This is a genomic window from Bacillus massilinigeriensis, assembly GCF_900117315.1.
GTDB lineage: Bacteria > Bacillota > Bacilli > Bacillales > Cytobacillaceae > Bacillus_BE > Bacillus_BE massilionigeriensis.
Map to the genome: position 1 here is coordinate 2,668,102 of NZ_LT630337.1, position 26,840 is coordinate 2,694,941.

At 36.0% G+C, this 26,840-nt stretch carries 23 protein-coding genes and 1 other RNA gene; 8 read left to right on the forward strand and 16 right to left on the reverse strand.

Annotated features, from left to right (window positions below; genetic code table 11):
- Positions 1 to 4: 4 nt before the first annotated feature.
- The 5 genes from BQ6100_RS13265 to BQ6100_RS13285 form a co-directional block, all read right to left on the reverse strand.
- Positions 5 to 850 (reverse strand): sulfurtransferase, encoded by an 846-nt coding sequence (locus BQ6100_RS13265; RefSeq protein WP_075982066.1) that lies wholly within the window; start codon positions 848 to 850, stop codon positions 5 to 7.
- A 19-nt stretch (positions 851 to 869) separates the two neighbouring features.
- Entirely contained in the window at positions 870 to 1,610 is a 741-nt protein-coding gene (locus BQ6100_RS13270) for a nucleotidyltransferase domain-containing protein (RefSeq protein ID WP_075982067.1), read from the reverse strand.
- Between the two features lie 15 nt (positions 1,611 to 1,625).
- A complete protein-coding gene (locus BQ6100_RS13275; RefSeq protein WP_075982068.1) occupies positions 1,626 to 5,276 on the reverse strand; it encodes a dynamin family protein in 3,651 nt (1,216 codons plus the stop codon).
- A gap of 390 nt (positions 5,277 to 5,666) precedes the next feature.
- Entirely contained in the window at positions 5,667 to 6,230 is a 564-nt protein-coding gene (locus tag BQ6100_RS13280) for an isoprenylcysteine carboxyl methyltransferase family protein (protein WP_075982069.1), read from the reverse strand.
- Positions 6,231 to 6,232: 2 nt separating this feature from the next.
- Positions 6,233 to 7,318 carry a type III polyketide synthase gene (locus BQ6100_RS13285; protein WP_075982070.1) on the reverse strand — a complete coding sequence of 362 codons (1,086 nt, stop codon included), beginning with the start codon at positions 7,316 to 7,318 and terminating at the stop codon, positions 6,233 to 6,235.
- 389 nt (positions 7,319 to 7,707) lie between these two features.
- Between BQ6100_RS13285 and BQ6100_RS13295 the strand changes: the two genes are divergently transcribed.
- From BQ6100_RS13295 to BQ6100_RS13310, 4 genes are all read left to right on the forward strand, one after another.
- Positions 7,708 to 8,163, forward strand: coding sequence for a chemotaxis protein CheX (locus BQ6100_RS13295; protein WP_075982072.1), 456 nt, complete (start codon positions 7,708 to 7,710; stop codon positions 8,161 to 8,163).
- Positions 8,164 to 8,842: 679 nt separating this feature from the next.
- On the forward strand, positions 8,843 to 8,992 hold the full coding sequence (locus tag BQ6100_RS13300; RefSeq protein ID WP_075982073.1) for a subunit I/II of b(o/a)3-type cytochrome C oxidase: 150 nt from the start codon (positions 8,843 to 8,845) through the stop codon (positions 8,990 to 8,992).
- Between the two features lie 24 nt (positions 8,993 to 9,016).
- Positions 9,017 to 9,493 carry a cytochrome c oxidase subunit II gene (locus BQ6100_RS13305; protein WP_075982074.1) on the forward strand — a complete coding sequence of 159 codons (477 nt, stop codon included), beginning with the start codon at positions 9,017 to 9,019 and terminating at the stop codon, positions 9,491 to 9,493.
- On the forward strand, positions 9,493 to 11,148 hold the full coding sequence (locus BQ6100_RS13310) for a b(o/a)3-type cytochrome-c oxidase subunit 1 (protein ID WP_075982075.1): 1,656 nt from the start codon (positions 9,493 to 9,495) through the stop codon (positions 11,146 to 11,148). The genes BQ6100_RS13305 and BQ6100_RS13310 overlap by 1 nt, the downstream gene beginning before the upstream one ends.
- Before the next feature lie 61 nt (positions 11,149 to 11,209).
- On the opposite strand, the gene BQ6100_RS13315 is transcribed toward BQ6100_RS13310, so the two are convergent.
- Together BQ6100_RS13315 and BQ6100_RS13320 are read right to left on the reverse strand one after the other, a co-directional pair.
- Positions 11,210 to 12,724 carry a carboxypeptidase M32 gene (locus BQ6100_RS13315; RefSeq protein WP_075982076.1) on the reverse strand — a complete coding sequence of 505 codons (1,515 nt, stop codon included), beginning with the start codon at positions 12,722 to 12,724 and terminating at the stop codon, positions 11,210 to 11,212.
- A gap of 106 nt (positions 12,725 to 12,830) precedes the next feature.
- Positions 12,831 to 13,064 (reverse strand): DUF2249 domain-containing protein, encoded by a 234-nt coding sequence (locus tag BQ6100_RS13320; protein WP_075982077.1) that lies wholly within the window; start codon positions 13,062 to 13,064, stop codon positions 12,831 to 12,833.
- A gap of 358 nt (positions 13,065 to 13,422) precedes the next feature.
- Between BQ6100_RS13320 and BQ6100_RS13325 the strand changes: the two genes are divergently transcribed.
- From BQ6100_RS13325 to BQ6100_RS13340, 4 genes are read left to right on the forward strand one after another with little or no spacing between them, the layout of a single operon-like run.
- Complete coding sequence (locus BQ6100_RS13325; RefSeq protein WP_075982078.1) at positions 13,423 to 13,659, forward strand: DUF2249 domain-containing protein; 237 nt, start codon at positions 13,423 to 13,425, stop codon at positions 13,657 to 13,659.
- 4 nt (positions 13,660 to 13,663) lie between these two features.
- A complete protein-coding gene (locus BQ6100_RS13330) occupies positions 13,664 to 13,870 on the forward strand; it encodes a DUF2249 domain-containing protein (RefSeq protein ID WP_075982079.1) in 207 nt (68 codons plus the stop codon).
- 15 nt (positions 13,871 to 13,885) lie between these two features.
- Entirely contained in the window at positions 13,886 to 15,130 is a 1,245-nt protein-coding gene (locus BQ6100_RS13335; protein ID WP_075982080.1) for a heme-copper oxidase family protein, read from the forward strand.
- A 14-nt stretch (positions 15,131 to 15,144) separates the two neighbouring features.
- Complete coding sequence (locus BQ6100_RS13340) at positions 15,145 to 15,444, forward strand: metal-sulfur cluster assembly factor (RefSeq protein ID WP_235816528.1); 300 nt, start codon at positions 15,145 to 15,147, stop codon at positions 15,442 to 15,444.
- Between the two features lie 41 nt (positions 15,445 to 15,485).
- On the opposite strand, the gene BQ6100_RS13345 is transcribed toward BQ6100_RS13340, so the two are convergent.
- The 9 genes from BQ6100_RS13345 to BQ6100_RS13385 all read right to left on the reverse strand — a co-directional run bounded on the left by BQ6100_RS13345 (position 15,486) and on the right by BQ6100_RS13385 (position 26,836).
- Positions 15,486 to 17,399, reverse strand: a complete 1,914-nt coding sequence (locus BQ6100_RS13345; RefSeq protein ID WP_075982082.1) for an ATP-dependent DNA helicase — start codon at positions 17,397 to 17,399, stop codon at positions 15,486 to 15,488.
- Positions 17,400 to 17,526: 127 nt separating this feature from the next.
- Positions 17,527 to 18,663 carry a THUMP domain-containing class I SAM-dependent RNA methyltransferase gene (locus BQ6100_RS13350; protein ID WP_075982083.1) on the reverse strand — a complete coding sequence of 379 codons (1,137 nt, stop codon included), beginning with the start codon at positions 18,661 to 18,663 and terminating at the stop codon, positions 17,527 to 17,529.
- A 10-nt stretch (positions 18,664 to 18,673) separates the two neighbouring features.
- Positions 18,674 to 20,746 carry a sensor domain-containing protein gene (locus BQ6100_RS13355; protein WP_075982084.1) on the reverse strand — a complete coding sequence of 691 codons (2,073 nt, stop codon included), beginning with the start codon at positions 20,744 to 20,746 and terminating at the stop codon, positions 18,674 to 18,676.
- A 241-nt stretch (positions 20,747 to 20,987) separates the two neighbouring features.
- An RNA gene (rnpB, locus tag BQ6100_RS13360) (RNase P RNA component class B) lies at positions 20,988 to 21,387 on the reverse strand.
- Positions 21,388 to 21,462: 75 nt separating this feature from the next.
- Positions 21,463 to 21,768, reverse strand: a complete 306-nt coding sequence (gene gpsB, locus BQ6100_RS13365; RefSeq protein WP_075982085.1) for a cell division regulator GpsB — start codon at positions 21,766 to 21,768, stop codon at positions 21,463 to 21,465.
- 73 nt (positions 21,769 to 21,841) lie between these two features.
- Positions 21,842 to 22,408: a DUF1273 domain-containing protein gene (locus tag BQ6100_RS13370; protein ID WP_075982086.1), complete on the reverse strand. Its 567-nt coding sequence runs from the start codon at positions 22,406 to 22,408 to the stop codon at positions 21,842 to 21,844.
- Between the two features lie 184 nt (positions 22,409 to 22,592).
- Complete coding sequence (locus BQ6100_RS13375; protein WP_075982087.1) at positions 22,593 to 22,862, reverse strand: CotD family spore coat protein; 270 nt, start codon at positions 22,860 to 22,862, stop codon at positions 22,593 to 22,595.
- A 368-nt stretch (positions 22,863 to 23,230) separates the two neighbouring features.
- On the reverse strand, positions 23,231 to 24,520 hold the full coding sequence (locus BQ6100_RS13380; RefSeq protein ID WP_075982088.1) for a ribonuclease H-like domain-containing protein: 1,290 nt from the start codon (positions 24,518 to 24,520) through the stop codon (positions 23,231 to 23,233).
- Between the two features lie 39 nt (positions 24,521 to 24,559).
- The gene (locus BQ6100_RS13385; protein WP_075982089.1) at positions 24,560 to 26,836 is read right to left on the reverse strand and encodes a DEAD/DEAH box helicase; all 2,277 of its coding nucleotides are present in this window, start codon (positions 26,834 to 26,836) and stop codon (positions 24,560 to 24,562) included.
- Between the last annotated feature and the right edge of the window lie 4 nt (positions 26,837 to 26,840).

The window sequence follows — 26,840 nt, forward strand, 5'->3', positions numbered from 1 at the left end:
TACATTATTTTGGGGCTTCGCCCGTTTCAACCACGTTTTCTTCGTAAGAAATCCAATCACTGAAACTTCCAATATATAGTTTTATATTCTTAAATCCTGCTGCTTTAAGAGCGAGGTAGTTTGGAGTGGCTGTTACACCTGATCCACAATAAACAATGACCTGACTCGATGGATGAATATTGTTAAATCTATCTTTCTGTTCACTATTATTCTTGAAATTTCCATCTTGAAAACCATCTGTCCAAACCTTATTAATTGCTCCCGGGATATGTCCTGCTTTTTTATCAATCGGTTCATTCAATCCTAAGTAACGATTTCTTTCCCTTGAATCAATTAAAACGACATCAGGTCTAGGATTTTCAACAATAGACTTTACCTCTTCAAAGGTTGCTAGCATTTGTGGTTGAAAATTAAAACTTATATTCGTTTTTGGATAGGATGGAATAGACTGTTCTACAGGATAATCTGCCCTTTTCCATTCGGTAAATCCTCCATTTAGAATATAAACCTTGTCATGTCCCACATATTTCATAAGCCACCATAACCGTGATGCAAATGCTTCCTGACCTCCGTCATAGGCAATGACAGTCGTATCACGATCAATTCCTGATGACTCTAATAATGCTCGAAAGATTTCAAAATTAGGTAGTGGGTGTCTACCCCCATGTTTTTCAATCGGACTAGAAAGATCCTTTTCTAAATCAAAATAAACAGCTCCTGGAATATGCTCCTGAAGAAACAAATTTTTCCCCTCTTCTGGCTGTCCCATATGAAAGCGACAATCGACAATTCTAATTTTCTCTTGACTTAAATGTTCCTTTAACCATAGACAATCCACAAAATCATTCATTTTTGTTTCCCTCCACTTTTTAGACCCCCAACAATTTCCACAGCCATGTGTTTAACTGAAGAGTAATGTCCTGACCTTTTGGTAAAGTTTCAGCTTTTTCAAGTAATAAGATCTGTTCATTTTCTAATAAATACTGGAGTTCATCTGCTCGTTGAACAGAAATAAGCAGTTGATTCCTTTTTGCATCTACTAACTCATTATAATATTTATTTAATCCCTCTACATCAGTATTTATAGGGTTCTTTATATGAACGAAAGAAAGATCCTGATAATGAACGATTTCTCTTGCAATCAGGAACGACCTTAGTGCATAAATTAGTTGCTTTTGCCGTCTATCATTCAGGCTCTTTGATTGAATCTCTCTTAAATTCCTTGTACAAATAGAATGATAATGCATAAAGAGCGAATATAAGGAATAGTTTTCGATGATCAACCCTTTTAATTCCTCGGCGAAGGAATAGTTGTTTACGTAGTAAATTGGCGATTGGATCCATTCGAATAAGCTAGGATTTGATTTTCTAAAAAGCTTTAAGGTCTTCATTAAGTCCCATCCAACAGCATCAAAAGGCTCTTTTTTTTCAATTACCTCTCTAGGTTGATTTAGTGAAAGATATCTACGAAAGTCATTATGTTTATAAATAAATCTTATGTCATAATCAGAGGAAAGAGATTCCATTCCCCAAGCACGGCTTCCCGCCTCGCAAGCAAACAGAATCTCTATATCCATCTCCATCTCTAACTGTTTTAGCCAATGAATCATGATCAAAATCCTTTATTAGAAGTTATTGATTCTTTTTAGAATTTCTTCAAGCTGCTCAATGGAAATTTCATCATTTATTGCAGCAAGCATACCTTGATAAAATTCATTACATTGTTCCTGCAGATCATATTTCCAATCATTGAAGACTTCTTCAAGTTGCTGACTATAGTACTCGTTAAGCCGATTCGTACCCTTTTGGAGGTATTGGTCAGTTGGAAGGCTAAGTGTTCTTTCTAATTCATCACTACAATATTTTTTCTCATTTTTTTCAAAGAATGCCTTTGGGTTTTTAAAATAGCTTAAAGCCTTTTTGAACAAACCACGATCAAGATCTAAGAATGCAGATTCAAATGGAATGCTTTCCATTTTATAAGGTTCGAACGCGCGAAAGAATAACTCTTTATTGACTTTTAAGGCATCTCTACTGGTTGACTCATGGACCTCCCTAATTAATACATTCATAAACACTTCAATACGAATGGATGTTGCTCTCAATTCTTGAGCAAAATCAAAACCAAAGCTTGTTAGAAAATCTTCTAGAGCATTGTTTAGGGCCTTCTTCAGATTTCTTCCATCATCCTTTAAAACGGAAGGGTTGAAGGATTCCCTGAAGAAATCATTAAACCGGAAAAATACACGTTGTTTAATATAATACACTAATTCGCTAATCTCTTGACTTAAACGATTTTGCAACAAGTCAAAAGATTGATTTTCTACCAAATCTCTTATAATATTTTGTTCATTGGTTAATTCTTCAAATTTTCTTCTCTTGACCTCCTGATCTTCTTGAGATGAGGCAATAAATGACTTCAATTGATGGACGGAGCGTTGCCATTCGGATTCTGCAGCTTTGATTGTCACCAACATTAATTCTTGATTGATAAAGGAATAAAATTGATTCTCAAAATCATTGATTCCTGAAGATCTTGTTTGCAATTTTTCTAGCTTTTCTTGAATTGCTAGTAGACTTGAGACAGGATATAAATGCGGTTTTCGAATTCCATATTGGATCAGCTGATCTTCCACATAATTCATGACCGAACACATTTCCTCTTCGTCATTTGCTAGGTCAATGGCGTTAACAATGAAGAACATTTTGTCCAATTCAAAGGAATCCTTTACCCTTCCTAATTGAATTAGAAATTCACGATCTGCCTTTGAAAATGCATGATTATAATATGTAACAAAAAGGATAGCGTCTGAATTTTTGATGTAATCAAAAGCAACCCCTGTGTGTCGTGCATTAATCGAATCTGCCCCTGGTGTATCAACAAGGGTAATCCCTTTTTTCGTCAATTCACAATCAAAAAACACCTTAATTTCTTCAACTAGGCATGACTTTTCTTCCTTAGCAACGTAATCCTTAAACTCTGTTAAATCCGTTTCAAGCCATTCTCCTAATTTCAAATGATAGGCATCAAATCCCTTTGAGAACGCTGTTAGAAACGCATAATGAGTTTTTTCATTCGCATCAAAGTCTTGGGAATTCCTCATGATAGAATCGATTAAAATCATCGACTCCTCAAAATTTGTTGCCTCCATTTGGAATACAGATAAAGAGCGATTCACATCCTCAAACAGAGCTGCCTCATCTTTTATTTTTACCAGTACACTTCCGTGTGGATGGAGTTCATCGACTGGCAATATTTTATTAATTGCTGCTGTTGTCGGATTTGGAGAAACTGGCAACAGCTTTTCTCCAATTAGAGCATTTGCAAAGGATGATTTCCCAGCACTGAATGCTCCAAATAAAGCCACTGTAAATTGCTTATGTTCTAAACTCTCTGCCTTTTGTGTGAGTACAGAGCACATCTTTCGGAAACCAGGTAAATCAGAAAGCTCATTTGCAGTTAATTGTAATCTCTCTACTAATCTTTCGCTCTCTGGGGCTTGATTCCTTAATTGTAGATTTGCGTCTTCCTCCCTTTTATTCCAGCTTGATTGTTTTGATTCTTGAAAATCTGTCTCCATTTCCTCAGTTAAATATACAACTTCAACCTCGGCTGTTTCAGCAAGCATTTCGTTCTTTTCTTCATTAGAAACAACTTCTTCATAATGTCCTGAAAGAAGCTGCTCTAGTTTAATACGAATGGCTGTTTGCGCACCAATAATGGAGTCTTTTTGATCGAGAGCCTTGATGAATTTCCTTAAGTGATTATTTTCCACTTCGATAGTTTGCTTTTCTTCTTTATTATTATTAAATAATATATCAATATACTGTTCTTTAATCCTTCTGATCCTATTCCTCGCAACCTTCTTAATTGCTTCACTAACATCATTTGTATAATTTAATACATATTCCCCAGAAATTTTCGCTCCAGACTTTACATTTTCAACTAATAAATCCTCTGAAAAGTCAACCATGAAGCCTTGAACTTCAGTTAACAATGTTGGATGATGAATGTGGTTATTTTTAAGGACCTGATTAAACAGCTCCTTTAGATGCCACTCTATTTGAGTTTTCACTTTATCCTGAAAGTCTGCGTAAAATTTTTGCAGTCTTGCTTGTCTTTCCATTTCAGTTTTTTGTTTAGAAAATAACAGTCCAACCTTAAAATCCGACTGAACAGCTTGAAGATAACTTTCTGCGAGCTCCCGTGTCTGAAATGGCATTAAGTAAGCATTCTTTAATATCTTATCAATCTCCATCTCAATAAACTTCTCTTTTTCCATTATTTCATTTTGCAAGGTCTCTAATTTCTCATTATTCTCTTTAAAAAACTTCCGAATAGCCTCCGGTTCCATTTCTGCTGTAGAAAGCAGCTGGTCAATACGTTCTAATTCATGCACATCCCCTTCAGACACAAAGTCTGCATGCTCTTGAGTTAGCTTCTTTAAGGAATGAAACACTGAAATGGGCAGAATTTCCTTCCGATTGGATATAGCATTATGAATAAACGTTGTTAATTCGGAAAACTGATTGTATGGATGACTTTCCTCCTTTAGAGAAGTGTAAAAGATATATGCTGGTTTCACTCCCCATGAAGCAAAGGATTCGCTTACACTATTTTGAAATTCCTCGAATCCCAGTTCCTCCTCACGATGCTTATCAATTTGGTTGATTATTAAATATACTTCCTTCCCTGCCTTTGTTAGCTCCTTTGTAAAGAGGAAATTCAATTCGGATTGGACATGATTATAGTCCATGACATAAAAGACAAGATCCGCTAAATGCAAGGCAGATTCAGTAGCAATCCTATGCGCGTCATCTGTAGAATCAATTCCTGGAGTATCAAGAATAACCGCTTCTTTAGGAAGAATATTCGTGTTGTGACTTATTTCAATTGATTGAATTTGGTCCCCGTCCTTACAAAAGGATTTGACCTTTTCAAAATCGTATGGAGCTGGATAAAGTCTTGGGTTCCCTTCTTTAAAAAATACCTTCGCATACTCGTCACCAATTTTTATTTTTACAAGATTTGCACTCGTTGGGATTGGACTTGATGGCAATAAATTTTCCCCAACAATTTTATTAATCATACTTGATTTACCTGCGGAAAAATGTCCGCAAAAAGCAATCGCAAATTCACCATCGCTTAATTTTTTTCCTAATTGCTTTGCTTTTTCGGCGGCTATGGCATTATGATTATTTTTAAAATAATGATAAGCTGACACCACTTGATCTAATAATTTCGTCGTATCTAGTTCGCTTATTGTTTGAACCATCCGTATACCCCTTTGACTAACAAAATTAATTCCCTACATAAAAACAGAATATTAAAAAACTTTTCTCACCATACTTTATTCTAATGGATTTTGCTTGTAATTCCTATCATGAATTTTCATCTTTATAAAAGCGAATGGACACATATAAAAAAAAAGCCGACTCCGTCTGGAATCAGCTAAGAAAAATTATTTTGAATGAATTGATTGGGGTTTCATTACATTGGAAAGAACATGTTTCATGACTAGAGAATATGCAACGACTGTACTGATAATTAGAGCAGCTAACATATGTAACACCATCCTTAACTAATTGAATAGTGAGAATAATTTTCATCTTCAATTGGATTTTATCACGAACGATAATCATTTTCAATAAACTTTTTTACATTGCTAAATCCGTTTTAACAATCTTTGCAATACCCTTTTTTTAGGTATATAAACAGACCCGTACTCTGTTAATCGCCTCAATGCCCTTTCCTCGCTTGGTATTCGAACACTCAAAATCACGAAGTTTAATAGGGTAAATATCAGCGCAGAATAATAAGCATTAAACATCAAAGGAATAAGGAGAAATTCAAGGGTGACAACGAGATAATTGGGATGCTTAAGAAATCGGTATGGGCCCCTCTTAATAACACTTGCCTGTGGAAGAACAAGGATCTTGGTGTTCCAAAAGGACCCAAGTGAAACAACTACCCAGATCCTTACGATTTGCGTAAGCAAAAACAAGGATAATATTAACGGCCAGACATGTGAAAGTTGTTTTTCACCTATCAGTACCTCTAGACTAACTGTTACTAAGAACAGAGCATGGACCGCTATAATAAATGGATAATGTCTTTGTCCAAACTCTATTGCTCCTTGCCTTTTCATGGATAATTCATTTTTTTTAGCGATTGCTAGTTCAATACCTCTTTGAAGGAGGATAACCAATAGAAATATAGCAAATAGCAAATCTACTCCCACCTTAATAATAGTAGTTCTGAGCTAAAACCTGGACCTAAGGAAGTAACTAATCCCATCTCATTAGATTTACCTTTTTCCAAAAATCTCTTTAATACATAAATGACTGTAACGGATGACATATTTCCGTAATTTCTCAATATATGGAGGGAGTCATCTATCATTTCTGAAGGAAGACTTAATGTTTCTTTGTATGCTTCTAATACTTTTTTTCCACCAGGGTGAGCAATGAAATGATGAATATCTTCTATATTAATATGATAGTTATTCAAGAATTGATTAACATTAGGCTTTAACCATTTTTCAATTATGGAAGGGATATCTCTTGAGAAGATGACAAATAGACCTTCCTTTCTTAAATCCCAGCCCATTACATCAAGTGAATGTTTCATTAGAGTTGACTGAGTTGTAACGATATTAGGGTAGCACTTCAATTTATATAATTCATCTTTATTAACCTCATCTCCTACGATAAGCGAGCACGCAGCACCATCTGCAAAAAGAGAACTCCCTATCAAATTGCTTTTTGAAAAATCATTTCTTTGAAAGGTTAAACTGCATAACTCAATACATAAAACCAAAACCTTTGAGTTTGGAAACGCCTTACAATATTCAAATGCACGGCTAAGTCCAGCTGCACCGCCTGCACAGCCTAAACCCCAAATCGGTATCCTTTTTGTATGCTCGGAAAAAGGAAGAACATTCATAATTCTTGCTTCCATACTTGGAGTGGATATTCCGGTACTAGAAATAAAGAAGATCGCGTCAATTTCCTTACAGAGGATTTCCCTCAATAAAAAAGACTGGTTTTGTAAGCAATTTTGGATGGCTTGAGTTCCCAGTTGTACCGCTGCTTCGATGTATGCCTTGTTTTTTTCTTGAAAAGAATGATCTTCACGATACCAATCTAATGGTTTTACAAAATATCGTTTCTCGATACATCCATTATGAAATACAGTTAATAGCCTTTCAATATCCTTGAAAGAACTAGAAAATAGCTCCCGAGCAAACTCTAAAACATCCTCCTGTTTTAATTCATAAGGAGGACTTGCTTCTGAGATAGACAAAATGGTGGGCATTGGTCATTCACCTAGGATTCTTTTTCCTTTTATACTGCTCCTTTTTGCCATAATTATTCCTCTTCCTTTTATGGAGATAGTAAAAAAATAGGGGTTGTCCCAAAATGGAAAGGTACCTGATACCTTTCCTTTTGGGACAACCCCATAACGTTTTGAAGGATGTTGCTGTGCAATTACTATTATATTTTTTATTAGAGCATAATTCATTATTTAATCATTACCAATTCTTTTTTGGAATTTTCCAATCTATGATAAATTGACACTATAAATTTTTATTGGAAAATTTGTTATTAATGTCAATTTTTTTATTTACTTTTTTCAATTATGTTACACCGATGAAATTGAAGTTATGATAAGATAATTGGTAAGAAAGTAGGGGGTAAAATTTCATGACACTATCAAAATACATAACAGATATACTAAATGGAACAATTGAATCAGTAAAAGCTGTCCTCCCTTTTGAGGTTGCTGTTGAAAAACCCTCTTTATTCACCCAACCTTTTACCCAACATTCAGTCGGTGTATTAATTGGTATGACTGGTGATTTAAGAGGAAGGATCATCATTAATGGTGAGGAATCAATTTTCGGGAAGATTGGAGAAGGAATGTTCGGTATGGCGCTAGAGGGCGAGATGCTAGAATCCTTCGCAGGTGAGCTCGGAAATATGATTGCAGGTAACCTTTCAACTTCCATTTCGGAAAAAGGATTTGAAATGGATATTACTCCACCTACTGTATTAGTCGGGCAAACTAAGGTTTATGGTTTCGAAAAGGCCTTTCGTCTTCCGATTCAAATGGAGAATATAGGTGCTCTTGAAGTAATACTAATGATTGAAATGAAATAAAAAATTAAAGTGGCTGTCTCAAATGGTGTCTGCACACCCGATGAGACAGCCACTCTGCCTTCCCAGATTGGTGGCCGTTTAACATGGTCCCTCTTTTTCTGGAATCATCCCCTTTTGTTTTCATGATTCCATTTTTATTGATGGTTGTTTTTCTGATTATGAACCTCTATCCAAATTTTATTCTTCACAACCACTCCGCAATTCTTACAATTTACTTCACTATTATACAGGAGTCTACATTGATCACAATAATACTTAAACATTTTACCCACTCACTTTTCAAAATCATTCCGTTGGATATTTTATGAAAAATTATTATTTTAGTGAATGGTTTATCTGCTAATTTGTTCACTATATTGTCATAATCTATTTTTTGACTTTTCCAAATACTGCATTTAATTGGAAAATATATTATATTCGGGTAATGTACACAAACTCTAGGAATACCAAGGCTTTTATGATGATGATTATTCAACACTTCACAATTTATTCACATTTTGGAATCCGTTTTTGTGATATTCGTCACTGATATATCAATTTATTACTATTACCATAGTATTAAATTGATTAATGAACAATTTGTGAAATACCTTAAACACCAATGGAATCTTTTGAATTGTTAGGTATTATGAAAGTGTAATTATTTATTTATTTAAAAAACATGAGGGGAGTGTAGAGCATGGTGAAAACGGAACTTAGCAACAAAACAAAGACCGAAGTTGAAGATAGTTCCAACTTAAAAGGAACTATGGCCTCCGTTTTCTTATTAGGGTTCTTCCTAGTAGCGGTATGGGTTGGAGTTTACTTCTTATTCTTGGATCGTTTTTAAGAAATAGAAAGGGGAAATTAAGCTATGCATATGCATAAATTTGAAAAAATATGGCTTATTTTCGGAGTAGGCGCCCTTCTAGTTTTCCTTACTGTACTTGGAGTAAGCGCATTCTATCTTGGAAATCAGCCACCTAGCTGTTTGAAAACAGTCGACCCAGAGAAAATCGACACAACAGCACCATTCGATAAACCTGGTCTTCATAAAGTGGAAGGAAAAGAGTGGGATTATGAACTTGTCTTTGTAGCACAAGCATTTGCTTATAATCCTGGTAATGTAGAGGTTCCACTTGGAGCTAAAGTAAAGGTAATTGCAACTACTAAGGATGTCATGCACGGATTTGAGGTTGCTGGTACCAATATTAATATGATGCTTGAACCTGGATATCTCAGTGAAATTGTTACTACTTTTGAAAAACCTGGTGAATATTTAATTCTTTGTAATGAATACTGTGGTACTGGTCACCACATGATGACTTCAAAAATCGAGGTGGTTAAATAATGCTTAGCCCAACAGCTAACCCAAAAGTTGACCGCCGTGATGGCAAATTAGCAATGGCCCACTTCTATGTGGCATTTATTGCATTAGCGTTAGGCGGTATTGCCGGACTATTACAAGTATTAGTCCGTACTGGCAAGGTAACCTTACCTGCTGGAATTACTTATTATCAAATATTAACCGTTCACGGTGTTATCTTAGCACTTGTCTTAACTACATTCTTTATCTTAGGTTTTGAACACTCAGGCGTTAGCCGTACGTCCGGTACATATTCAAAAGGTCAGCGTTTAGCCGGATGGATTGGCTTTTGGGTCATGACAATCGGTACAGCAATGGCAGCTGTGATGATTCTATTAAATGAGGCATCTGTACTATATACTTTCTATGCACCATTACAAGCACATTTCCTTTACTACCTAGGATTAACACTTGTCGTTGTTGGTAGCTGGATTGACGGTGCTGCAATTATTATGGGTTATGTAAGATGGCGTAAAAATAACCCAGGTCAACCTAGTCCATTGCTTACCTTTATGGCTACTGTAAATACCATTTTATGGGATGTTGCTACTTTAGGTGTTGCAGCAACTGTATTAGTTCAATTACTACCATGGTCAATGGGGCTCGTTGATACCGTAAACGTTGGTGTCAGCCGTACATTGTTCTGGTATTTTGGACACCCACTAGTATACTTCTGGTTACTTCCAGCCTACATGGCATGGTATGTCATTATTCCAAAAGTTATCGGTGGTAAAATTTTCTCAGATTCATTAGCACGTATGTCATTTATCTTGTTCTTATTATTCTCAATCCCAGTTGGTTTCCACCATCAATTGTTGGAACCTGGTATTGATCCAGCTTGGAAGTTCTTACAGGTTGTATTAACATTCTTAGTTGTTATTCCTTCTTTAATGACCGCCTTCTCATTATTTGCGACATTTGAAAGATTCGGTCGTTCAAAAGGAGCAACTGGTCTATTTGGATGGTTTAGAAAACTTCCTTGGGGAGATGCTCGATTCACAGTACCTTTCATCGGTATGTTAGCCTTCATTCCAGCTGGTGCTGGTGGTATGGTCAATGCATCTCACCAAATGAACCAAGTTGTTCATAATACTATTTGGGTTACTGGACACTTCCATTTAACTCTAGCTACAGCAGTAGTTCTTACTTTCTTTGGAACAGCTTATTGGTTAGTACCACACTTAACTGGACGTACTTTATCAAAGGCAATGAACAAATTAGCTATTATCCAAGGTGTTCTTTGGGCAGTTGGTATGACTTTCATGTCAGGAGCCATGCACGCAGCTGGATTACTAGGAGCTCCACGTCGTTCTGCATTCTCAGATTACGCTGCTTCTGCACAGGCTGCTGATTGGGTTCCTTACCAAATCGCTCAAGCTGTTGGTGGATCAATCTTATTCTTATCTATCATTCTAATGCTATACATCTTTGTAAATCTTGCATTCTTCGCTCCTAAGGGTGAACAAGAATTCCCTCTTGGAGAGGCAGAAAATGCTACAGAAAAAGCACCAATGGTATTCGAAAACTGGAAGATTTGGCTTGGCATTACAGCATTACTTATCCTATTTGCTTACACGATTCCATTTATTGACCTTATTCAAAATGCGCCTCCTGGAGCAAAAGGATTCAAATTGTGGTAAAAAACGGGCTCCCAACTTACTGTTGGGAGCTTTTTTTGCTTATTTATTTAGATTATATAGCCTACAACTGATATAATCCTTTGTATTTTGTTTCTAAATAGTGGATTAGGTATTTTGAGTTTAATCCCTCACCGGTTGCATCGTGCAATATTTCCAATGGCTGTTTCAATTTTCCATATTGATGGATATTCTTTGTAAACCATTCTTTGATTGGTTTTAGATTTCCTATCTCCAATAATTGATCGAACCCTGGGATATCCTTTAATAGAGCATTTTTAAATTGAGCTGCATACATATATCCTAAAGCATACGATGGGAAATAGCCAAAGCTCCCTCCTGCCCAATGGACATCTTGAAGAACACCCTCTGCATCTTTCATAGGTCTAATTCCTAAATAGTGTTCATATTTATCATTCCAGATTTTCGGGATATCCTTAACCTCGATCTCATCATTAAATAATCCTAATTCCATTTCATACCGAATAATGACATGTAAAGGATAAGTTAGTTCATCAGCTTCAATCCTAATTAAAGACGGCTTTGATTCATTTATGGCAAAATAATAATCATCTAATGTAATCCCATCAAACTGTTCTTTTGCGTATTTATTTAACAAGCTATAGTTCTTCTTCCAAAAGGAATAATTTCGACCAACAAAATTTTCAAAGAATAGGGATTGTGACTCATGAATCCCCATAGAGGTTCCAGCACAAAGTGTGGTTCCTATTAAGTCGCTTGAAATATTTTGCTCGTAAAGGGCGTGTCCCCCTTCATGAATGGTCCCAAATACCGCAGTTCGAAAGTCATTTTCATCATACCTTGTTGTGACCCGTACATCCCCTGGATTTAGGCTAATTTCAAAAGGATGTATCGTTTCATCCAGTCTTCCTGCAGCAAAGTCATATCCCATTTGATTAAGGATTTCTAAGCTAAAGTCACGTTGTTGATCCTTTGGAAAAGTTTTAAATAGGAAGCTAGTTTCAGGTTTTCTGTTTCCATTTGATATTTGCTGTACTAACGGTACTATTGCATTCTTAAGCTCTCCAAAAACCTTATTTAACAATTCTACAGTTACACCAGGCTCATATAAGTCTAGTAATGCATTATATTTGTTCCCTTTGTATCCATAGTAATGAATGAAACGCTTGTTAAAATCAACAAGCCTCTCTAAATATGGTCGAAACATTTCAAAATCAGAATTTGCCCTTGCTTCCTCCCAAACGCTTTCAGCCTTTGATTGAAGGATGACGTATTCCTTATACTCATTTGCAGGAATTTTCTTATTCCGTTCATACGTCTTTTTACAATCCTCTACTAACCCTTTTGTTATTTTCGAAAGTTCTCCAGCAACTTCTTTCTCCGATAGCTTTTCTATGTAATTTGCCATTTGATCAGAGGTAGACATATGAAATACTTCGGATGATAAAACACCAATGACTTCAGAACGTTGATTAATTCCTTTCTTTGGGGCTCCTGTACGTAAATCCCAATAGATGAGTGATAATGCTTCATTATAAGAGACTATCTTCTTTACGTAGTCAAAAAACTCTTTTTCTATTTTCTGAATAGTGTTCATAAATGCATTGCCCCTTTTCATTTGGATTCATATTCCATTTTAGCACACAATTCAGAATTTAGGTGCCAGGCACCATCCAAAAAATGGATGGTGCCTGGCACCTATTTTATTTTTTACCGATTGAAACTTTCCATGTATCGGGTCCTTCTTCTAAGTACTCCCATGTAAATTGATCTTCTCTCTCTACCATAAATTGATAACGTAATGGCTTTGGATCGTGATCGTTTACAAGTAGCATGTATTCACCGGATTCTAAAGAATCAAATGTACGGAAAATGGTTGGGTGCTTTTCCTTAGGCGGAAAGTCTGGGACGATTACTGTTTGTGCAAATTCTTTCATAAGTATTGTTCCTCCTATAAAGTAATAATTCCACCTCATTATATTCTCCTATTCAAGAATAAATAGTGAAGCACGTCACATTTCAATTCAATATTTTTGCACCAATTTTTCCCAATAGATCAATCAACTTCTTTATCAATCATATGGTTGAGAATGAGAATCATAAATTTCTATTTCTATGATTTAGGTCACAACATTTCCAATAACACCTTGATAAAATGAAGAATATCAGGGGACCATATTTGTAACTGTGCTTATATTTAAATAAGAATCACTGTAGAATCTAAAGAAACACCATTACATATTATTGTTGAATAGGTCACCATCGTAGGTTTTATTTATAAAGGAGGATGAAATCATGAGTCAAAGAATTGTGGAGCTAGATGTTCGTGAGGACTTAAAAAATAAATTAGAGCCCTTCCAAAAAATTATGGAAGCTATTTCTGATTTAGAGGAAAATGATATATTTATACTTCACGCTCCATTTAAACCTGTTCCTCTTTTCGCTGTTCTTAAAGGGAAAGGCTTTACAAATGAAGTAGAAAAAATAGAATCAAAGCATTGGAAAGTTACATTTACAAAGCAAGGGAGATAATCGAATGTTGCTAGATAACCGCGGACTTGAGCCGCCACAGCCAATGATGAGAACCTTAGAAGCGCTAAAATCCCTTGGTGATCATGAGGAATTGACGATTATTAATGATAGAAGGCCCATGTTTTTATATGAGCAGCTTGATGAGCTAGGCTATAAACATCAAACAGAGCCACGTGAAGATGGCAGTTATCAAATAATCATAACTAAATAAAAGGGTGAGGCTTAAATGATTCCACAAAGCAAAGGAAATGAAACCAATATTAAGCTGCCATTTTCTTTTATTTTATTTGGCTTACTGGCTTTTATTTCTTCACAACTGATCCTACTGATGAATGGAAATAATATTATTTCAGGAAGTTTTCGGATTCCTCCTATATGGTCGGCAGCCCATTTATTCATTCTAGGATGGGCTGTAATCACAGCAATGGGCGCTATGTATCAGCTGGTACCTGTTGCATTCTTAACACCGATTTGGAGTGAAAAATTAGGCTTTGTTCAATTTTTAATTACAGCAGGTGGGATACTTTGGTTTACCCATACCCTGTTATATGCTCCAGAAACAGCATTGCTTCCAGCAGCTATCACTGTCATCGGAATTCTTTTATTTTTATTTCAAATGCTGATGACGTTAAAAAAGCAGCCTACACCTAATATCCTAACTCTATTTGTTGGAACTGGTTTAATCTCATTCTTTCTAACAATATTATTAGGAATCACTCTTGTAACGAGCTGGAAAACGGGTTTTCTTGGACCTCATTACCAGGCAATTTTTAAAAGCCACATTTTGTTAGGTTCAACTGGTTGGTTTTCATTACTCATTTTTGGTTTTTCATATAAAATGGTTCCCATGTTTTCCTTATCCCATGGTTTTTCAATGAAACCAGCGAAATGGGTATTTTTATTCTATTTTGCCGGTTTAGTCACGATGATATTAGCCTTTTTTACCAATGAGGATGGACTAGTATTAGCAGGGCTTATCTTGTTACTCCTTGGATTTTCTCTATTTTCAGCTCATATCATCCATATTCTTCAGAAGAGAGTAAAGAAAATATTAGATCGTCCATTTACCTATGCCCTATTAGCTATTTTATTTGGATGGCTCATTCATTTAATTTCTGTGATTGTTGCCATTTTCGGGGATTTTGCTCAATATGCTGCCCCACTTCTATTATCCTATTTTTACTTTTGGATTGCCTTTAGTATTATTGGATACTTGTATAAAATCGTTCCCTTTCTATGGTGGACACATAAATATAGCAAGGATATTGGAAAGAAGAAGGTTCCTGTATTGAAGGATATGATTAATGACAAACTAGCCCCGCCGCTCTTTATTTCCTTTATTATCGGGACATTACTAGTAGCTATGTCAGTTATAATCAAGAATTTAACTATTTTTTATTTGGGACAAATCATATTTTCTTTGGCTGTTCTAGTCTTTAGCATAAACATAGCTTTAGTATTAAAAAAATAAGGAGGATTTCTACTGTGGAAGAAATCATTAATAAAATAAAATCTCAATTAAAATTTGTATTAGATCCAGAATTAGGAATTAATGTGGTTGATCTTGGTTTGATTTATGATATTTCCGTTTCAGAAGATGGTGTTGCCCATATTACGATGACGTTAACTACCCCAGGTTGTCCACTTCACGACAGCATTGTTACAGGTGTCAGATACTCTGTCTTAAATGTCGAAGAAATTAAAGACGTAGATATCAATTTAGTTTGGGAACCTGCCTGGAGCCCAGACAAAATGAGTCCCGAGGCAACTAGAATATTGAGATAACAGGAAAAGGAGAAGCCAATTTGTGCTTCTCCTTTTTTCGTTTATTTAACTTTTGTCGGAAGAACTGCTTTTACTTTATCAATAATCCATTCGTCTGTATTCTCTTCAAGCAGGATATGAACAATGCCTTTATCCTCGCTACTGCGTATAAGCCTACCGACTCCCTGCCTTAATCTTAAGAGCATATAAGGCAAATCAACTTCTATAAATGGCTGATCATGCCCCTCTCTCTTTGCCTCAAATACAGGATCATCCGGTGGAAATGGCAGTGAGAAGATAATCACATTTTGAAGGGAGCTTCCAGGGATATCTAACCCCTCCCATAAATGAATCGAGCACAATACAGACGCTTCCTCATTTTGAAATTGAGACACGATCGTACTAATTTCAGCGTCACCTTCAAAATAGATAGGAAAATCAGCTTTCCCCTGAACATAGGACTTAAACTGATATAAATCATCCCTATTAGAAAATAATACGAGCCCACGTCCACCTGTATGCTTCAATTGATTCAACGTATACTCCATTTTGCTCTCTTGATTTTCCTTAATAAAGCTAGGCATTTTGATGACCATATTCGCATCATAATCAAAAGGTGAGGCAACAGAAAATGATAGATAATCTTCAATGCCTAAGCTACCAGCCATATATTCAAAGGATTTATTTTCTGAAAGGGTTGCAGAGGAGAAAACATATGGTTTCTTTTGAGAAAACACCTCTTTTCTGAGGATATCCTCAACCATTCTTGGCATAATTACCAAGGTTCTTTCCTCTTTATCCTCCTCAAACCAAATAATTCCTTTTAATTCACCAAGGAAAAGGGAGAGTGAGTAGGTGATTTGGTCTAAATGCTCCTCCACAATTTTTAAATCATACTCATTAATCACGTACATTTCACTTTCAAAAACAAGCTCTTCTTCTAGTGAAGTTAATTTTTGAAAAAGCCTTTTTGCTTGCGTTAAGAGATTCGATGTTTTTACAATCCTTTTTTTATCTGAGCCAGCAGCCTCTAACGCTTGGTTAGATAGCAATTGAAAGAAAGATTCATTTTCATAAATCGCATCTTCAATTAGATGTAAGGTGCTTTCTCTCACATCATTTGATAGTAGCTTCGTTAGTAATGATTCCATTGTCTGCTCGGATAAACGGTAGGTTAATGCCTTTTGACTCGCAAATTCCAGCAAATGTCCCTCATCAAATACGACACACGATGCTTCTGGAAGTAAAGGAAGCTGTCCCTCTCTCCTTCTTGAATCCTTTGTCCAGATGTGCTCCATATAAAAGTCATGGGAGCAAATAATAATATCTTCAGCTTTACGATAATAATCTCGATGTAAGGTCATTCCACAACGATGTCTTCTATCACACATAAAGCAATCCTGTAATGAATCCCAACCAATCTTTTCCCAATGCTCATCAGTTAATTCCGGATAGTCCTTCCTATCCCCATACCGGCTAAACTGCTGCATGGATGCGCCTTTATGAACAAACTCAGGTAGTTGTTCATATACAGAACTAAATGTATCATCCAGATTCACTGTATTGTCGAGCTTGTTTAAACATAAGTATTGGTCTCTTGATTTAGCCAAGCGGACATCTATCTTTAAATTCAATGCTTGCTCTAATTTTGCAATGTCCCCTTCTTTTTTTACAAGCTGTTCTATAAGGGTTTCATCAGCGCATGCAATGATAGCGGGTAATTTCTTGAAGCGTGCGTAGCAAATAGCATAAAGTAAATATACAATTGTCTTCCCCGTACCTACTCCAGCTTCAGCAAAAATCACCTTCTTCTCCTTAAAGGCATTTTCTAGCTGATAGGCCATAAAAATTTGTTCATCACGAAGCTCAAATCCAGCCTCTGGTAAAATATCATAAAATACGTCTCCAATCCATTCACTTAATTTATCGAAGAATGAATCAGATGGTGCAATAGTAAATGGTAGTTGATTTAGCATGTAAACCTCCGTAATAAGAATGAGAAAAAACTGGCTGCATAACCAGTTTTCTTTAAACTATTATCATAAAAAGGAGTGAGTCGTCTTACTTTAAAGAAAAGAACTTTGCTTTTCATAAGGAATATGATTATTTTCTTGGAGGTCTTTTACCCCAATACTGATAATAATCTGTTTTAATAAAACCATTGAAGAGCTTTCTTTTCTTTGTTGCCTGTCTTCCGTACAATTGTTCAAATTGTTCATTTGAGGTCAGCATGTAAATGGACCAAGTATCTAATGGCGCAAATGCTACACCCATTTCTCTGTACATTTTTTCTACAGTTGCTTGGTCCCCGAGACGCTCACCGTACGGTGGATTTCCGACAATAACACCATATTCTTTTGTAGTAGTAAAGTCTTTCACTTGCATTTGCTTAAACTGAAGCATGTCTCCAAGACCAGCCTCAAAGGCATTTTCACTCGCAATTTTTACCATCCTATGATCAATATCACTACCTGTAATATCTAGTTCTTGATCATACTTTGCTAAATTTTCTGCTTCATCCCTTGCCTCATCCCAAACCTTTTGAGGAATCCAATGCCAAGCCTCAGACACAAACTCACGATTAAAGCCAGGAGCGATATTCTGGCCAATAAGCGCTGCCTCGATTGGAATGGTACCGGAGCCACAAAATGGGTCAACAAACGGCCTATCAGGCGTCCAATTCGTTAATAGAACAAGTGCTGCTGCCAAAGTTTCCTTTAGAGGTGCTTCCCCTTGACCAGCACGATAACCCCTCTTATGCAAACCACTCCCGCTCGTATCTAAGGTTATTAGAGCAATATCTTTATGTAAAGCAACCTCTATTCGATATAACGGTCCATTCTCTTCAAACCAGCTTACGTGTTTATAATGCCTTTTCATCCGCTCTACTACTGCCTTCTTAACAATTCCTTGGCAATCAGAGACGCTAAAAAGCTTGGATTTTACTGATTTTCCAATCACGGGGAATTCGGCATTTTCCGGTAAATACCTCTCCCACGGAAGGGATTTTGTTTTTTCAAAGAGTTCATCAAAGGTAGTGGCCTTAAACTCACCAACTTTAATCTTAATTCTATCAGCTGTTCTTAGCCAAAGATTTGAACGAACAATTGCTGATTCATCTCCAGAGAAATTGATCCTTCCATTCTCAACTTGACAATCATAGCCTAAATCTCTTACTTCTTTTGCCACAATAGACTCGAGACCCATTGCTGATGTTGCAATCAATTGATAATTTGCCATTTCTTCACCCTTATAATTCTATTTCTTCATCCCAGATTTCTAGAAAATCGATTAATTCAGAAATAATAATTGGCTTTGTAATATAAAAGCCTTGTATCAAATCACAGCTCTCATTACGTAAAAATTGAAGTTGTTTATGATTCTCCACACCTTCAGCGACTACTTGTAAATGGAGCCGATGTGCCATAGTAATAATTGCCTCAACAATCGAGGCATCTTCATGATAGACAGTTAATTTTCTAATAAAGCTTTGATCTATTTTTAAGCTATCGATTGGAAAACGATTTAGGTAACTAAGTGAAGAATACCCTGTACCAAAATCATCAATAGAAAATTTAATGCCTAATTGTTTTAATTTAACTAGCTTATCTATCGTTTTTGTAGCATTGGACATAATCATACTTTCAGTCAATTCGAAATCAATATAATGAGGATTCACATTCGTTTCGTCAATAATGTGTTTGACCCTTTTCAATAAGTCATCTTGATTAAAATACATAGCGGAAATGTTAATGCTCATTCGAATATTAGGATACCCTGCGAGATGTATTTTCTTTAAATCTTCTAACGCTCTCCCCATAACCCAATCACTGATAGGAATAATTAATCCAGTTTCTTCAGCCAACGGAATAAATTCACTAGGTGGAATGGTGCCAAGATCTCTTTGCTCCCAACGAATTAAGGCCTCCACTCCAGTTATTTTTTTCTTATCCACATCTAATAGCGGGTGGTAAACAAGGAAAAATTCATTATTCTCCAATGCTTTTCTCAGTTTCGTTTCCATTTGAAAATATGTAGTTTCATTTTCATGAAAATCCGAATGATAAAATTCATACTTATTTCTTCCCATTGACTTTGCCTTATACATGGCTTTGTCAGCTTTTCGCAGGAGTTCATCCTTCGTTGTTCCATCATGGGGATATAAACTAATTCCGATACTTGTTGAAACAAAGATTTCCTGTTTTTCTAGTATAAATGAATCTGTTAAACAGTCAATAATTTGCTGCGCGTGAATCTTTGCTTCCTTAGGATGCTTAATATTTGTAATGATGATAACAAACTCATCTCCACCAAGACGTGCAATCATATCTTTATTTTTAAGCAATCCTTGAATTCTTGAGGAGACACTTTTTAAAAGCTTATCACCTAAATTATGGCCAAGGGTATCATTGATATACTTAAAACGATCTAAATCCAAGAAAAGGAGTGCTAATTGCTGCTTATGAGTTTTCGCGGTGCCCAATAGATTTTGAAATCTCTCATTAAAGGAATATCGATTTGCTACTCCTGTCAGTGTATCAATATGAGCAAGCTCCTTTAATTGTTCCTCTGCTAGTTTTCGATCGGTGATATCAGAAAAGACGGCAACGAAATTTGTCACTACCCCATTTTCATCCTTAATAGAACTAATATTGATCCACTCTGGATAAATTTCGCCGTTCTTTCTTCTATTCCAAATTTCTCCTTTCCATGTACCGAATTTATGTATATACTCCCACATGTTTTTGTAAAACATTTTATTATGAATTCCTGATTGTAATATATTCGGATTTCGACCAATAACCTCTGCTTCAGAATAGCCCGTTACTATTTCAAATGCAGGGTTTACTGATATGATTTTTCCACGTATATCAGTTATTAATACCCCTTCACTCGTATTTTCGAGTGCCTTTTCTGCTAGTTTAAGCTCAGTTATTGAGTTTTTTTGCCTAGACATATCCCTAAACACAATACAATAGTTTGTAACAAGATTTTCATTAGTGTTAACGGATTGGACATTCATCCATTCTGGATAAATGACCCCATTCTTCCTAGTTTTCCATACCTCTCCAACCCATTTTCCATCTTGCTTTATATGTAAAAGTATCAACTCATATTTGTGTTTATCAACAAATAATTTAGAAAAATGAGTCCCAACAATCTCATTTTCTGAGTATAATGTAACCTTTTGCGCCCAGGGGTTAAGAGAGATGATATTGAAATCACGATCTAATATCATAACTCCCTCTTGCATATGTTCAAATATCACAGTAGATAATGATGAATTTACATCCATCAAATCATTAAGTAGTCTATCACCCATAAGCGTATCCCCCAGTGAAAATCATTCATTATTGATCTTAGGACGTTGGTATTATTCCTTATTATCTATTATATAGTGAGTCTTAGTTTCAGGGGGAAAAAATTAAGGCTAAACCGGGAATATTTTATCATATAATTATGTTTTAAATAATCTTTAGCATAAATATTCTTATAAAACAAAATAAGACTCCCCATCAAACAGGAGAGTCCTCGATAATTCTATACTATTCTCATTAATAACGTTCTGTAAGCCATGTTTTGTACCATTGTACTACAAACGACAAAAGTCTTGTACTCCGGTGGCAATCATCTATCTACAGATTGAAAAATCAACCTGTCCTTCTCTCTCGTTCATTTCCTTAGAGAAGGTGCCCCTACCATAATTTGGGTTTCTCGCTCGCGGGGTTTACCTCGTTCCACCCTCTTTATTTCTAAAGAGGCTACGTCACTGTGGCACTTTCAAGGTATTCACACCATATCCAAATGGACTTAGGCATTTTCCCTGCCGTCAGCAAAGACGAATCCTTACTGCCCTAGCTTATGACTTCGCTAGGCACGAACACTACGAGCATCTCAGCTCGTGCGAGCATGGACTTTCCTCTACAATTCGCATAAAGCTCTTTGCAGCGATTACCCGAACGTGATTAACGACTACTAAGTTAGTATACGCAACTAGTATATAAAAATCAATAGGTTTTACTCGGTAATAATATCCAATCAATCATATAGTTTATTACCGAATACATGTTTTTCTAGATTAGACAATCGCATTAATATATCAAAGTTTGTTGTTCCCGCAGCAGCTGTTTGTGAGGTCGGTCTCTTCGAAGATTCCTCCATCTGCTTTTTTAATCGCAGATTTTCTTGCTGCAGCATCTCTATTTCTTGATGTAACGTTTCATAGTCTTTAATAATTAAATCTAAAAATTTATCTACTTCTTCTTGTTTATAACCACGGACAGCTGTTTTAAATTCCTTCTCTAAAATATCTTTAGCTGTCAATTTAATTTTATCCGAAAGCATTCCAATCACCTCAGTAAATCACCAGTCATCATTTTTATTTTTTCAAAAATTAATGTATTTGTCAATTTTTCTTTCAATTATTTCCCCATTCATTTTCTTCCTCAACCAATACCTGTAAATCATAAAAGGAAATTAGTCTAACTTCATAATCAGCTTCATTCCTCTCACCGTATTCCTTCGCTGTTTGAAAAAGGTATTTAGGGCTTCCTTCCTTTTCTTCATCGTAAAAAAGGATGAGCAAGTCACTTTTTTCGATTAAAAATTGATTTTTTATTCGAAATTGCGAAGGGCTTTCATACTCTTTTTTTGTGATAGAATCTACAAAGTCTGCTTTGCTTATCACTGATTCATACAATTCCTTATTTGCCTCGCTCCAATTTTTTTCTTGGTTTAAAAATGGAGTAATAACCGCAAGCTTTAAATCAGAATATCCTTCAATTTGTAAATCAAAGACTACCTCTGCAGTCCAAATCTCGGTGCCTAGCTGACCGCTGATAATGACCCATTCTAATCCTTCATCTAATAAAACTTCTAAATTTCTTTTGATGGCCATTTTTATAAAGTGAATACTTGGATGATTTTGTTTAAAAATGCCTAATTCTTGTGCCTTATAACCAGATACTAATGCAATCTTTACCAATCTATGTTCTAGCCTACTCTCTTATGTATAGTTTCTACAACACCATGCTATCATAAACATGACGGTTTTTACACCTTCATATGCATTATAGAACAATTTTTAAGTAAGATAAAAACTTTAAGCCCACAACATGTCCATAGAAAAGGACTGATTTAATAATCAGTCCTTGGTCTATTAGTAAATTTTATCTTCCAAAGAACGGATAAGGACTAGCTCCTAGTCCAGGAGTAGGACCAGGCATAGGTCCAGGGCAAATAAATTGTTGGTTAGTCACTTGATTTACCGCAGATTGAGTATGCGGAAAAAAATGTTTGTGTTGGAAATTAATGTGGTTGACAGTTGTTGTATGTGATGGATGGATGTGTGGCACCACATTATTAATAAAGTTATGATTTACACAACATTTCGTTGGATGAACAATTGGTGGACATACATTTCCAGGGAACCAAGGCATATTTTAACTCTCTCCTTTCCTCATTTCGTATATTTCCTACACTAACAAGCTATGAAGAAAGGGAGTATCTTGTACTAAACAAAATACCTAATTTTACATATATTAGGATAATACAAGCATTTCGTTTAGTTTTTAAATTATAGTAAAGAATAAAAACTATCCCGAAGGCTTGAAAATAAAATCACCGTTAAACAAATGAGGACAAAGAACATAAAAAGAACTGCTTTATACATTACATACATCACCTATATTTTATTTACTAAATTACCAATTCAATATTCTAAACTGATAACTTAATACTTACAACAAGGAATATATGGCATTTCGTGAACGTTCTATGAAGTATCTTGAATCTATTACTATTTTGTCTATAGCTTATCCTTTAACCGGTTTAATTTGCCTTGTAATCTATTAATTCTTTTCTCATTATCAATTTTTATTCTCAAAGTTTTATTAGACCCAACATTTTCATTTATTTGAAGTAATTTGTTGGCGTTCAAAGCATATGAGAGTGCTTTACTATATAATTTTTCCCGATGCTCATAAATTTTGGCTAATTCTATGCAAGCCTCCACATGAATATCCGTACCGTTTTGAAGGGCAATTTCTTCCCATAGGCCTTTTGCAATATCCCAGCTATGCTGCCGTTTATACTCTAGCGCTAAGGCATGCTTTGCCTGGGTAGAGATGGCTTCTGTTCCCCTAGCAACCTCAGAAAGAACCTCCTTTGCAGCTGATATTTCTCCGAGAGAAGCATACCATTTCCCAATCTCAAATTTTTCGGTGGAGGTTTGAGATTGATCAAGCTTTAATAGTTGAAAGGTAAGATGTGTATAAAGTGTAATTAAGGATAAAATATCGATTTCATTATGTTTCATAATTCCGAGCATTCCATCAGGGTTTTGATTCTCTACAAAATCAAAATAAATCATCGGGGCTAGAAATCCAGGAACATCATCCTCTCTTTCAATTCCTAAAATTTCCTTCTCCACAATGGATAGCTTTAATCTTTCAAGCCTATGCTTCCAAATTCTTCTTGAGGCATGATATAAATCAAAATGACCAAAGGGAGGTAATTTAGGAACGTGCTCCCTAATAAGAGTATGTCTAGTCTTTACCTGAGGCCAATCAAATGCCTTTCCATTATAGGTCACAAGAGTTGTATAGTCGATTTCCTCAAGAAAACTATTGTAAAATGGCACCTCCGCACCTGGATTAGGTAAAATATGCTGTTTTAAGATAATCTGATCCCCTTGTACACTTGCTTGACCTAATAGAAATATCGTATTTCCTGTTCCCCCTCCAAGACCTGTGGTTTCTGTGTCAAAGAAAAACAGGTCTTCAGGGCGAAACCCTCGAGCTGAAAGGGGATGATCAAAATCTGTTTGATTCCATGCATGAATCGCTGTAAGAAAATCACGAAATTGATATTTCCCATGCTGTGCATCAAGAGGGTATTTAACCTCCTTTACTAGGCAATAGGATCCATCGAAGTAATAGGGCGAAACATTTTCCTTCTGCCACTTCTCTATATATGGAATACCAGAAATGGACTTTTTCTCATCTTGGCCTTGCTCCATGCTTTTGTTCACAACTTTACTTTCATCATTTTGTGACAAATGAGGCCTTAGTCGATTTAGCTTTGATTTGATGGACATACCCTTCACTTCCTTTAAAACGTGTACAATACAAATTTCTCAGCCATTAATTAATTGGTCTATCGTTAATAAAACATCACTTTTAACGTTTTTGGAAATCGTTTCTGTCCCGATACAAGATGGGCATCCATGCTGGCATTGACATCTCCTGATCATTTGTTTAGCTTCTTCAAGAACCATTTCCATATGATCAAAAAGCTTTTCGCTGAGTCCGACACCTCCAGGATAGCTATCATAAACGAAAATAGTCGGTCTCTCATTATGGACAGCCTTCACCTGTGGAACAACATGTAAATCCTTTGAATCACACATGACAAATAGTGGAGCAATATGTCTTAGCGCGTGAGCAGTCCCCATCAGTGCAGATTGCAGCCTTTCCTCACTAATGCTGGATTCAGGATCATCCATATGAAGTGATATCCAGGTAGAACTCGTATGAAGCTCTTCCTCTGGTAAATGGATTGGGCCAGAACCGATATTTTCATGTGTTTCAAACTTGATTTTCTTAAAGATCGTTGCTTTAGCATTCACGCTAACATCCCCATAGCCAATCACAGACCTATTTCTTTTCCTCCATTTGTCTTCTTCAAGCACTTTCAACTGAACGGCAAGATTAGCATCCGTGTAATAGTCCACATCTACTTCCCTCACAAAAGCCTTCTTCTCTTCCCAATCTAATTTTTCCACTTGATATTGGATTCCCTGGTGTAGATAAATGGCCTCTTCATGAAGGAGAGTCATCGCAGAGAAGCGGTCCATTTCACCGATCACCTTTGCTTTGGCTACATTCGACTGGTCAATGATGACCACATTTTCTTGAGAGGCAGACCTTAGACTAATTCCATGAGCAGGAAAGGAGTCATTTATCCAATACCACTTATCTCCGTTCTTGAATAACACTCTTTCCTCAGTTAAGTATTCGAGTACCTCTTCCGTCTCAAACGTTCCAAATTTCTCTCCCTCTTTAAAGGGAAGCTCATACGCAGCGCACTTCATATGATCAATTAAAATAATCAGATTATCCGGATTAATTCTTGCCGTTTCAGGACTGCGTTCAAAGAAATAATCTGGGTTAGCAATGATATATTGGTCCATAGGACTAGAACTCGCTACTAATATGACTAACGATTCATCCTGTCGCCTACCTGCCCTTCCCGCTTGCTGCCATGAGCTAGAAATTGAACCGGGATACCCGTTCATAATGCAAACTTGAAGCTGCCCAATATCAACACCAAGCTCTAATGCATTAGTGCTTACTACACCATATATTTCACCCGTTCTTAACCCGCTCTCGATAGCTCTTCTTTCTGTTGGCAAATATCCACCCCGATACCCTCTTATGGATTTAGGACCCAGCTGGTGCCTTACAAGCTCTTGTAAATAGGTAAGTAAAATTTCTACCCGTACTCTACTTCTTGCAAAAACAATCGTTTGAATTTTATTTTTCAAAAATTGACCTGCAAGCATTCTCGTTTCAAGGGTCGCACTTCTACGAACATTTAATTGTTTATTAACAACAGGTGGGTTATAAAAGACAAAATGCTTCCTTCCACTTGGTGCCCCATTATTATCAATTAGTTTCATTTTCTTTTCCGTTAGATTTTCTGCAAGCTCTAATGGGTTGGCAATTGTTGCCGATGTAAGAATAAATACTGGGTCACTTCCGTAAAAACGACAAATCCGTTTTAGCCTTCTAATAACATTGGCCACGTGGCTGCCAAACACACCTCTATAAATATGTAGTTCATCAATCACGATATATTTTAGGTTTTCAAAAAGGGAAACCCATTTCGTATGATGGGGCAAAATGGCCGAGTGTAGCATATCTGGATTCGTTATGACAATGTGTCCTGCCTTTCGAATCTTTTGTCTTATATTTGATGAGGTGTCCCCATCATAGGTATAACTATTTATTTCTAAGCCAGCTTCATCAATCAATTCATTGATTTCCGTTTTTTGATCTTGAGCTAACGCTTTAGTTGGAAAAATATATAAAGCTCTCGCATTTGGATTATTTATGATTGTTTGCACAACAGGCAAATGATAGCAAAGGGATTTTCCTGAAGCAGTAGGAGTAACAGCAACAAAGCTTTCCCCCTTCATCGCACTTTCAAAAGCAGTTCCTTGATGGGTATACAATTGGGTGACTCCTCGCTTTTGAAGGGCAAACTTTAATTTTTGATCAATTTTATCTGGAAACTCGACCATTCTTGCTTCTTTTTCAGGAATGGTATGCCAATAAACAATATTTTCATTTAATTTTTCATCTTCTTTTAAAAGACGAATCACATCTTTTAGGCTTTGTCTAACTTTCATCTTA

Excerpts from the sequence above, each read along its gene's own strand:
- BQ6100_RS13265 (WP_075982066.1), bottom strand. The coding sequence starts at position 850 with ATGAATGATTTTGTGGATTGTCTATGGTTAAAGGAACATTTAAGTCAA.
- BQ6100_RS13270 (WP_075982067.1), bottom strand. The coding sequence starts at position 1,610 with ATGATTCATTGGCTAAAACAGTTAGAGATGGAGATGGATATAGAGATT.
- BQ6100_RS13275 (WP_075982068.1), bottom strand. The coding sequence starts at position 5,276 with ATGGTTCAAACAATAAGCGAACTAGATACGACGAAATTATTAGATCAA.
- BQ6100_RS13285 (WP_075982070.1), bottom strand. The coding sequence starts at position 7,318 with ATGCCCACCATTTTGTCTATCTCAGAAGCAAGTCCTCCTTATGAATTA.
- BQ6100_RS13295 (WP_075982072.1), top strand. The coding sequence starts at position 7,708 with ATGACACTATCAAAATACATAACAGATATACTAAATGGAACAATTGAA.
- BQ6100_RS13300 (WP_075982073.1), top strand. The coding sequence starts at position 8,843 with ATGGTGAAAACGGAACTTAGCAACAAAACAAAGACCGAAGTTGAAGAT.
- BQ6100_RS13305 (WP_075982074.1), top strand. The coding sequence starts at position 9,017 with ATGCATATGCATAAATTTGAAAAAATATGGCTTATTTTCGGAGTAGGC.
- BQ6100_RS13310 (WP_075982075.1), top strand. The coding sequence starts at position 9,493 with ATGCTTAGCCCAACAGCTAACCCAAAAGTTGACCGCCGTGATGGCAAA.
- BQ6100_RS13315 (WP_075982076.1), bottom strand. The coding sequence starts at position 12,724 with ATGAACACTATTCAGAAAATAGAAAAAGAGTTTTTTGACTACGTAAAG.
- BQ6100_RS13320 (WP_075982077.1), bottom strand. The coding sequence starts at position 13,064 with ATGAAAGAATTTGCACAAACAGTAATCGTCCCAGACTTTCCGCCTAAG.
- BQ6100_RS13325 (WP_075982078.1), top strand. The coding sequence starts at position 13,423 with ATGAGTCAAAGAATTGTGGAGCTAGATGTTCGTGAGGACTTAAAAAAT.
- BQ6100_RS13330 (WP_075982079.1), top strand. The coding sequence starts at position 13,664 with ATGTTGCTAGATAACCGCGGACTTGAGCCGCCACAGCCAATGATGAGA.
- BQ6100_RS13335 (WP_075982080.1), top strand. The coding sequence starts at position 13,886 with ATGATTCCACAAAGCAAAGGAAATGAAACCAATATTAAGCTGCCATTT.
- BQ6100_RS13345 (WP_075982082.1), bottom strand. The coding sequence starts at position 17,399 with ATGCTAAATCAACTACCATTTACTATTGCACCATCTGATTCATTCTTC.
- BQ6100_RS13350 (WP_075982083.1), bottom strand. The coding sequence starts at position 18,663 with ATGGCAAATTATCAATTGATTGCAACATCAGCAATGGGTCTCGAGTCT.
- BQ6100_RS13355 (WP_075982084.1), bottom strand. The coding sequence starts at position 20,746 with ATGGGTGATAGACTACTTAATGATTTGATGGATGTAAATTCATCATTA.
- gpsB (WP_075982085.1), bottom strand. The coding sequence starts at position 21,768 with ATGCTTTCGGATAAAATTAAATTGACAGCTAAAGATATTTTAGAGAAG.
- BQ6100_RS13375 (WP_075982087.1), bottom strand. The coding sequence starts at position 22,862 with ATGCCTTGGTTCCCTGGAAATGTATGTCCACCAATTGTTCATCCAACG.
- BQ6100_RS13380 (WP_075982088.1), bottom strand. The coding sequence starts at position 24,520 with ATGTCCATCAAATCAAAGCTAAATCGACTAAGGCCTCATTTGTCACAA.
- BQ6100_RS13385 (WP_075982089.1), bottom strand. The coding sequence starts at position 26,836 with ATGAAAGTTAGACAAAGCCTAAAAGATGTGATTCGTCTTTTAAAAGAA.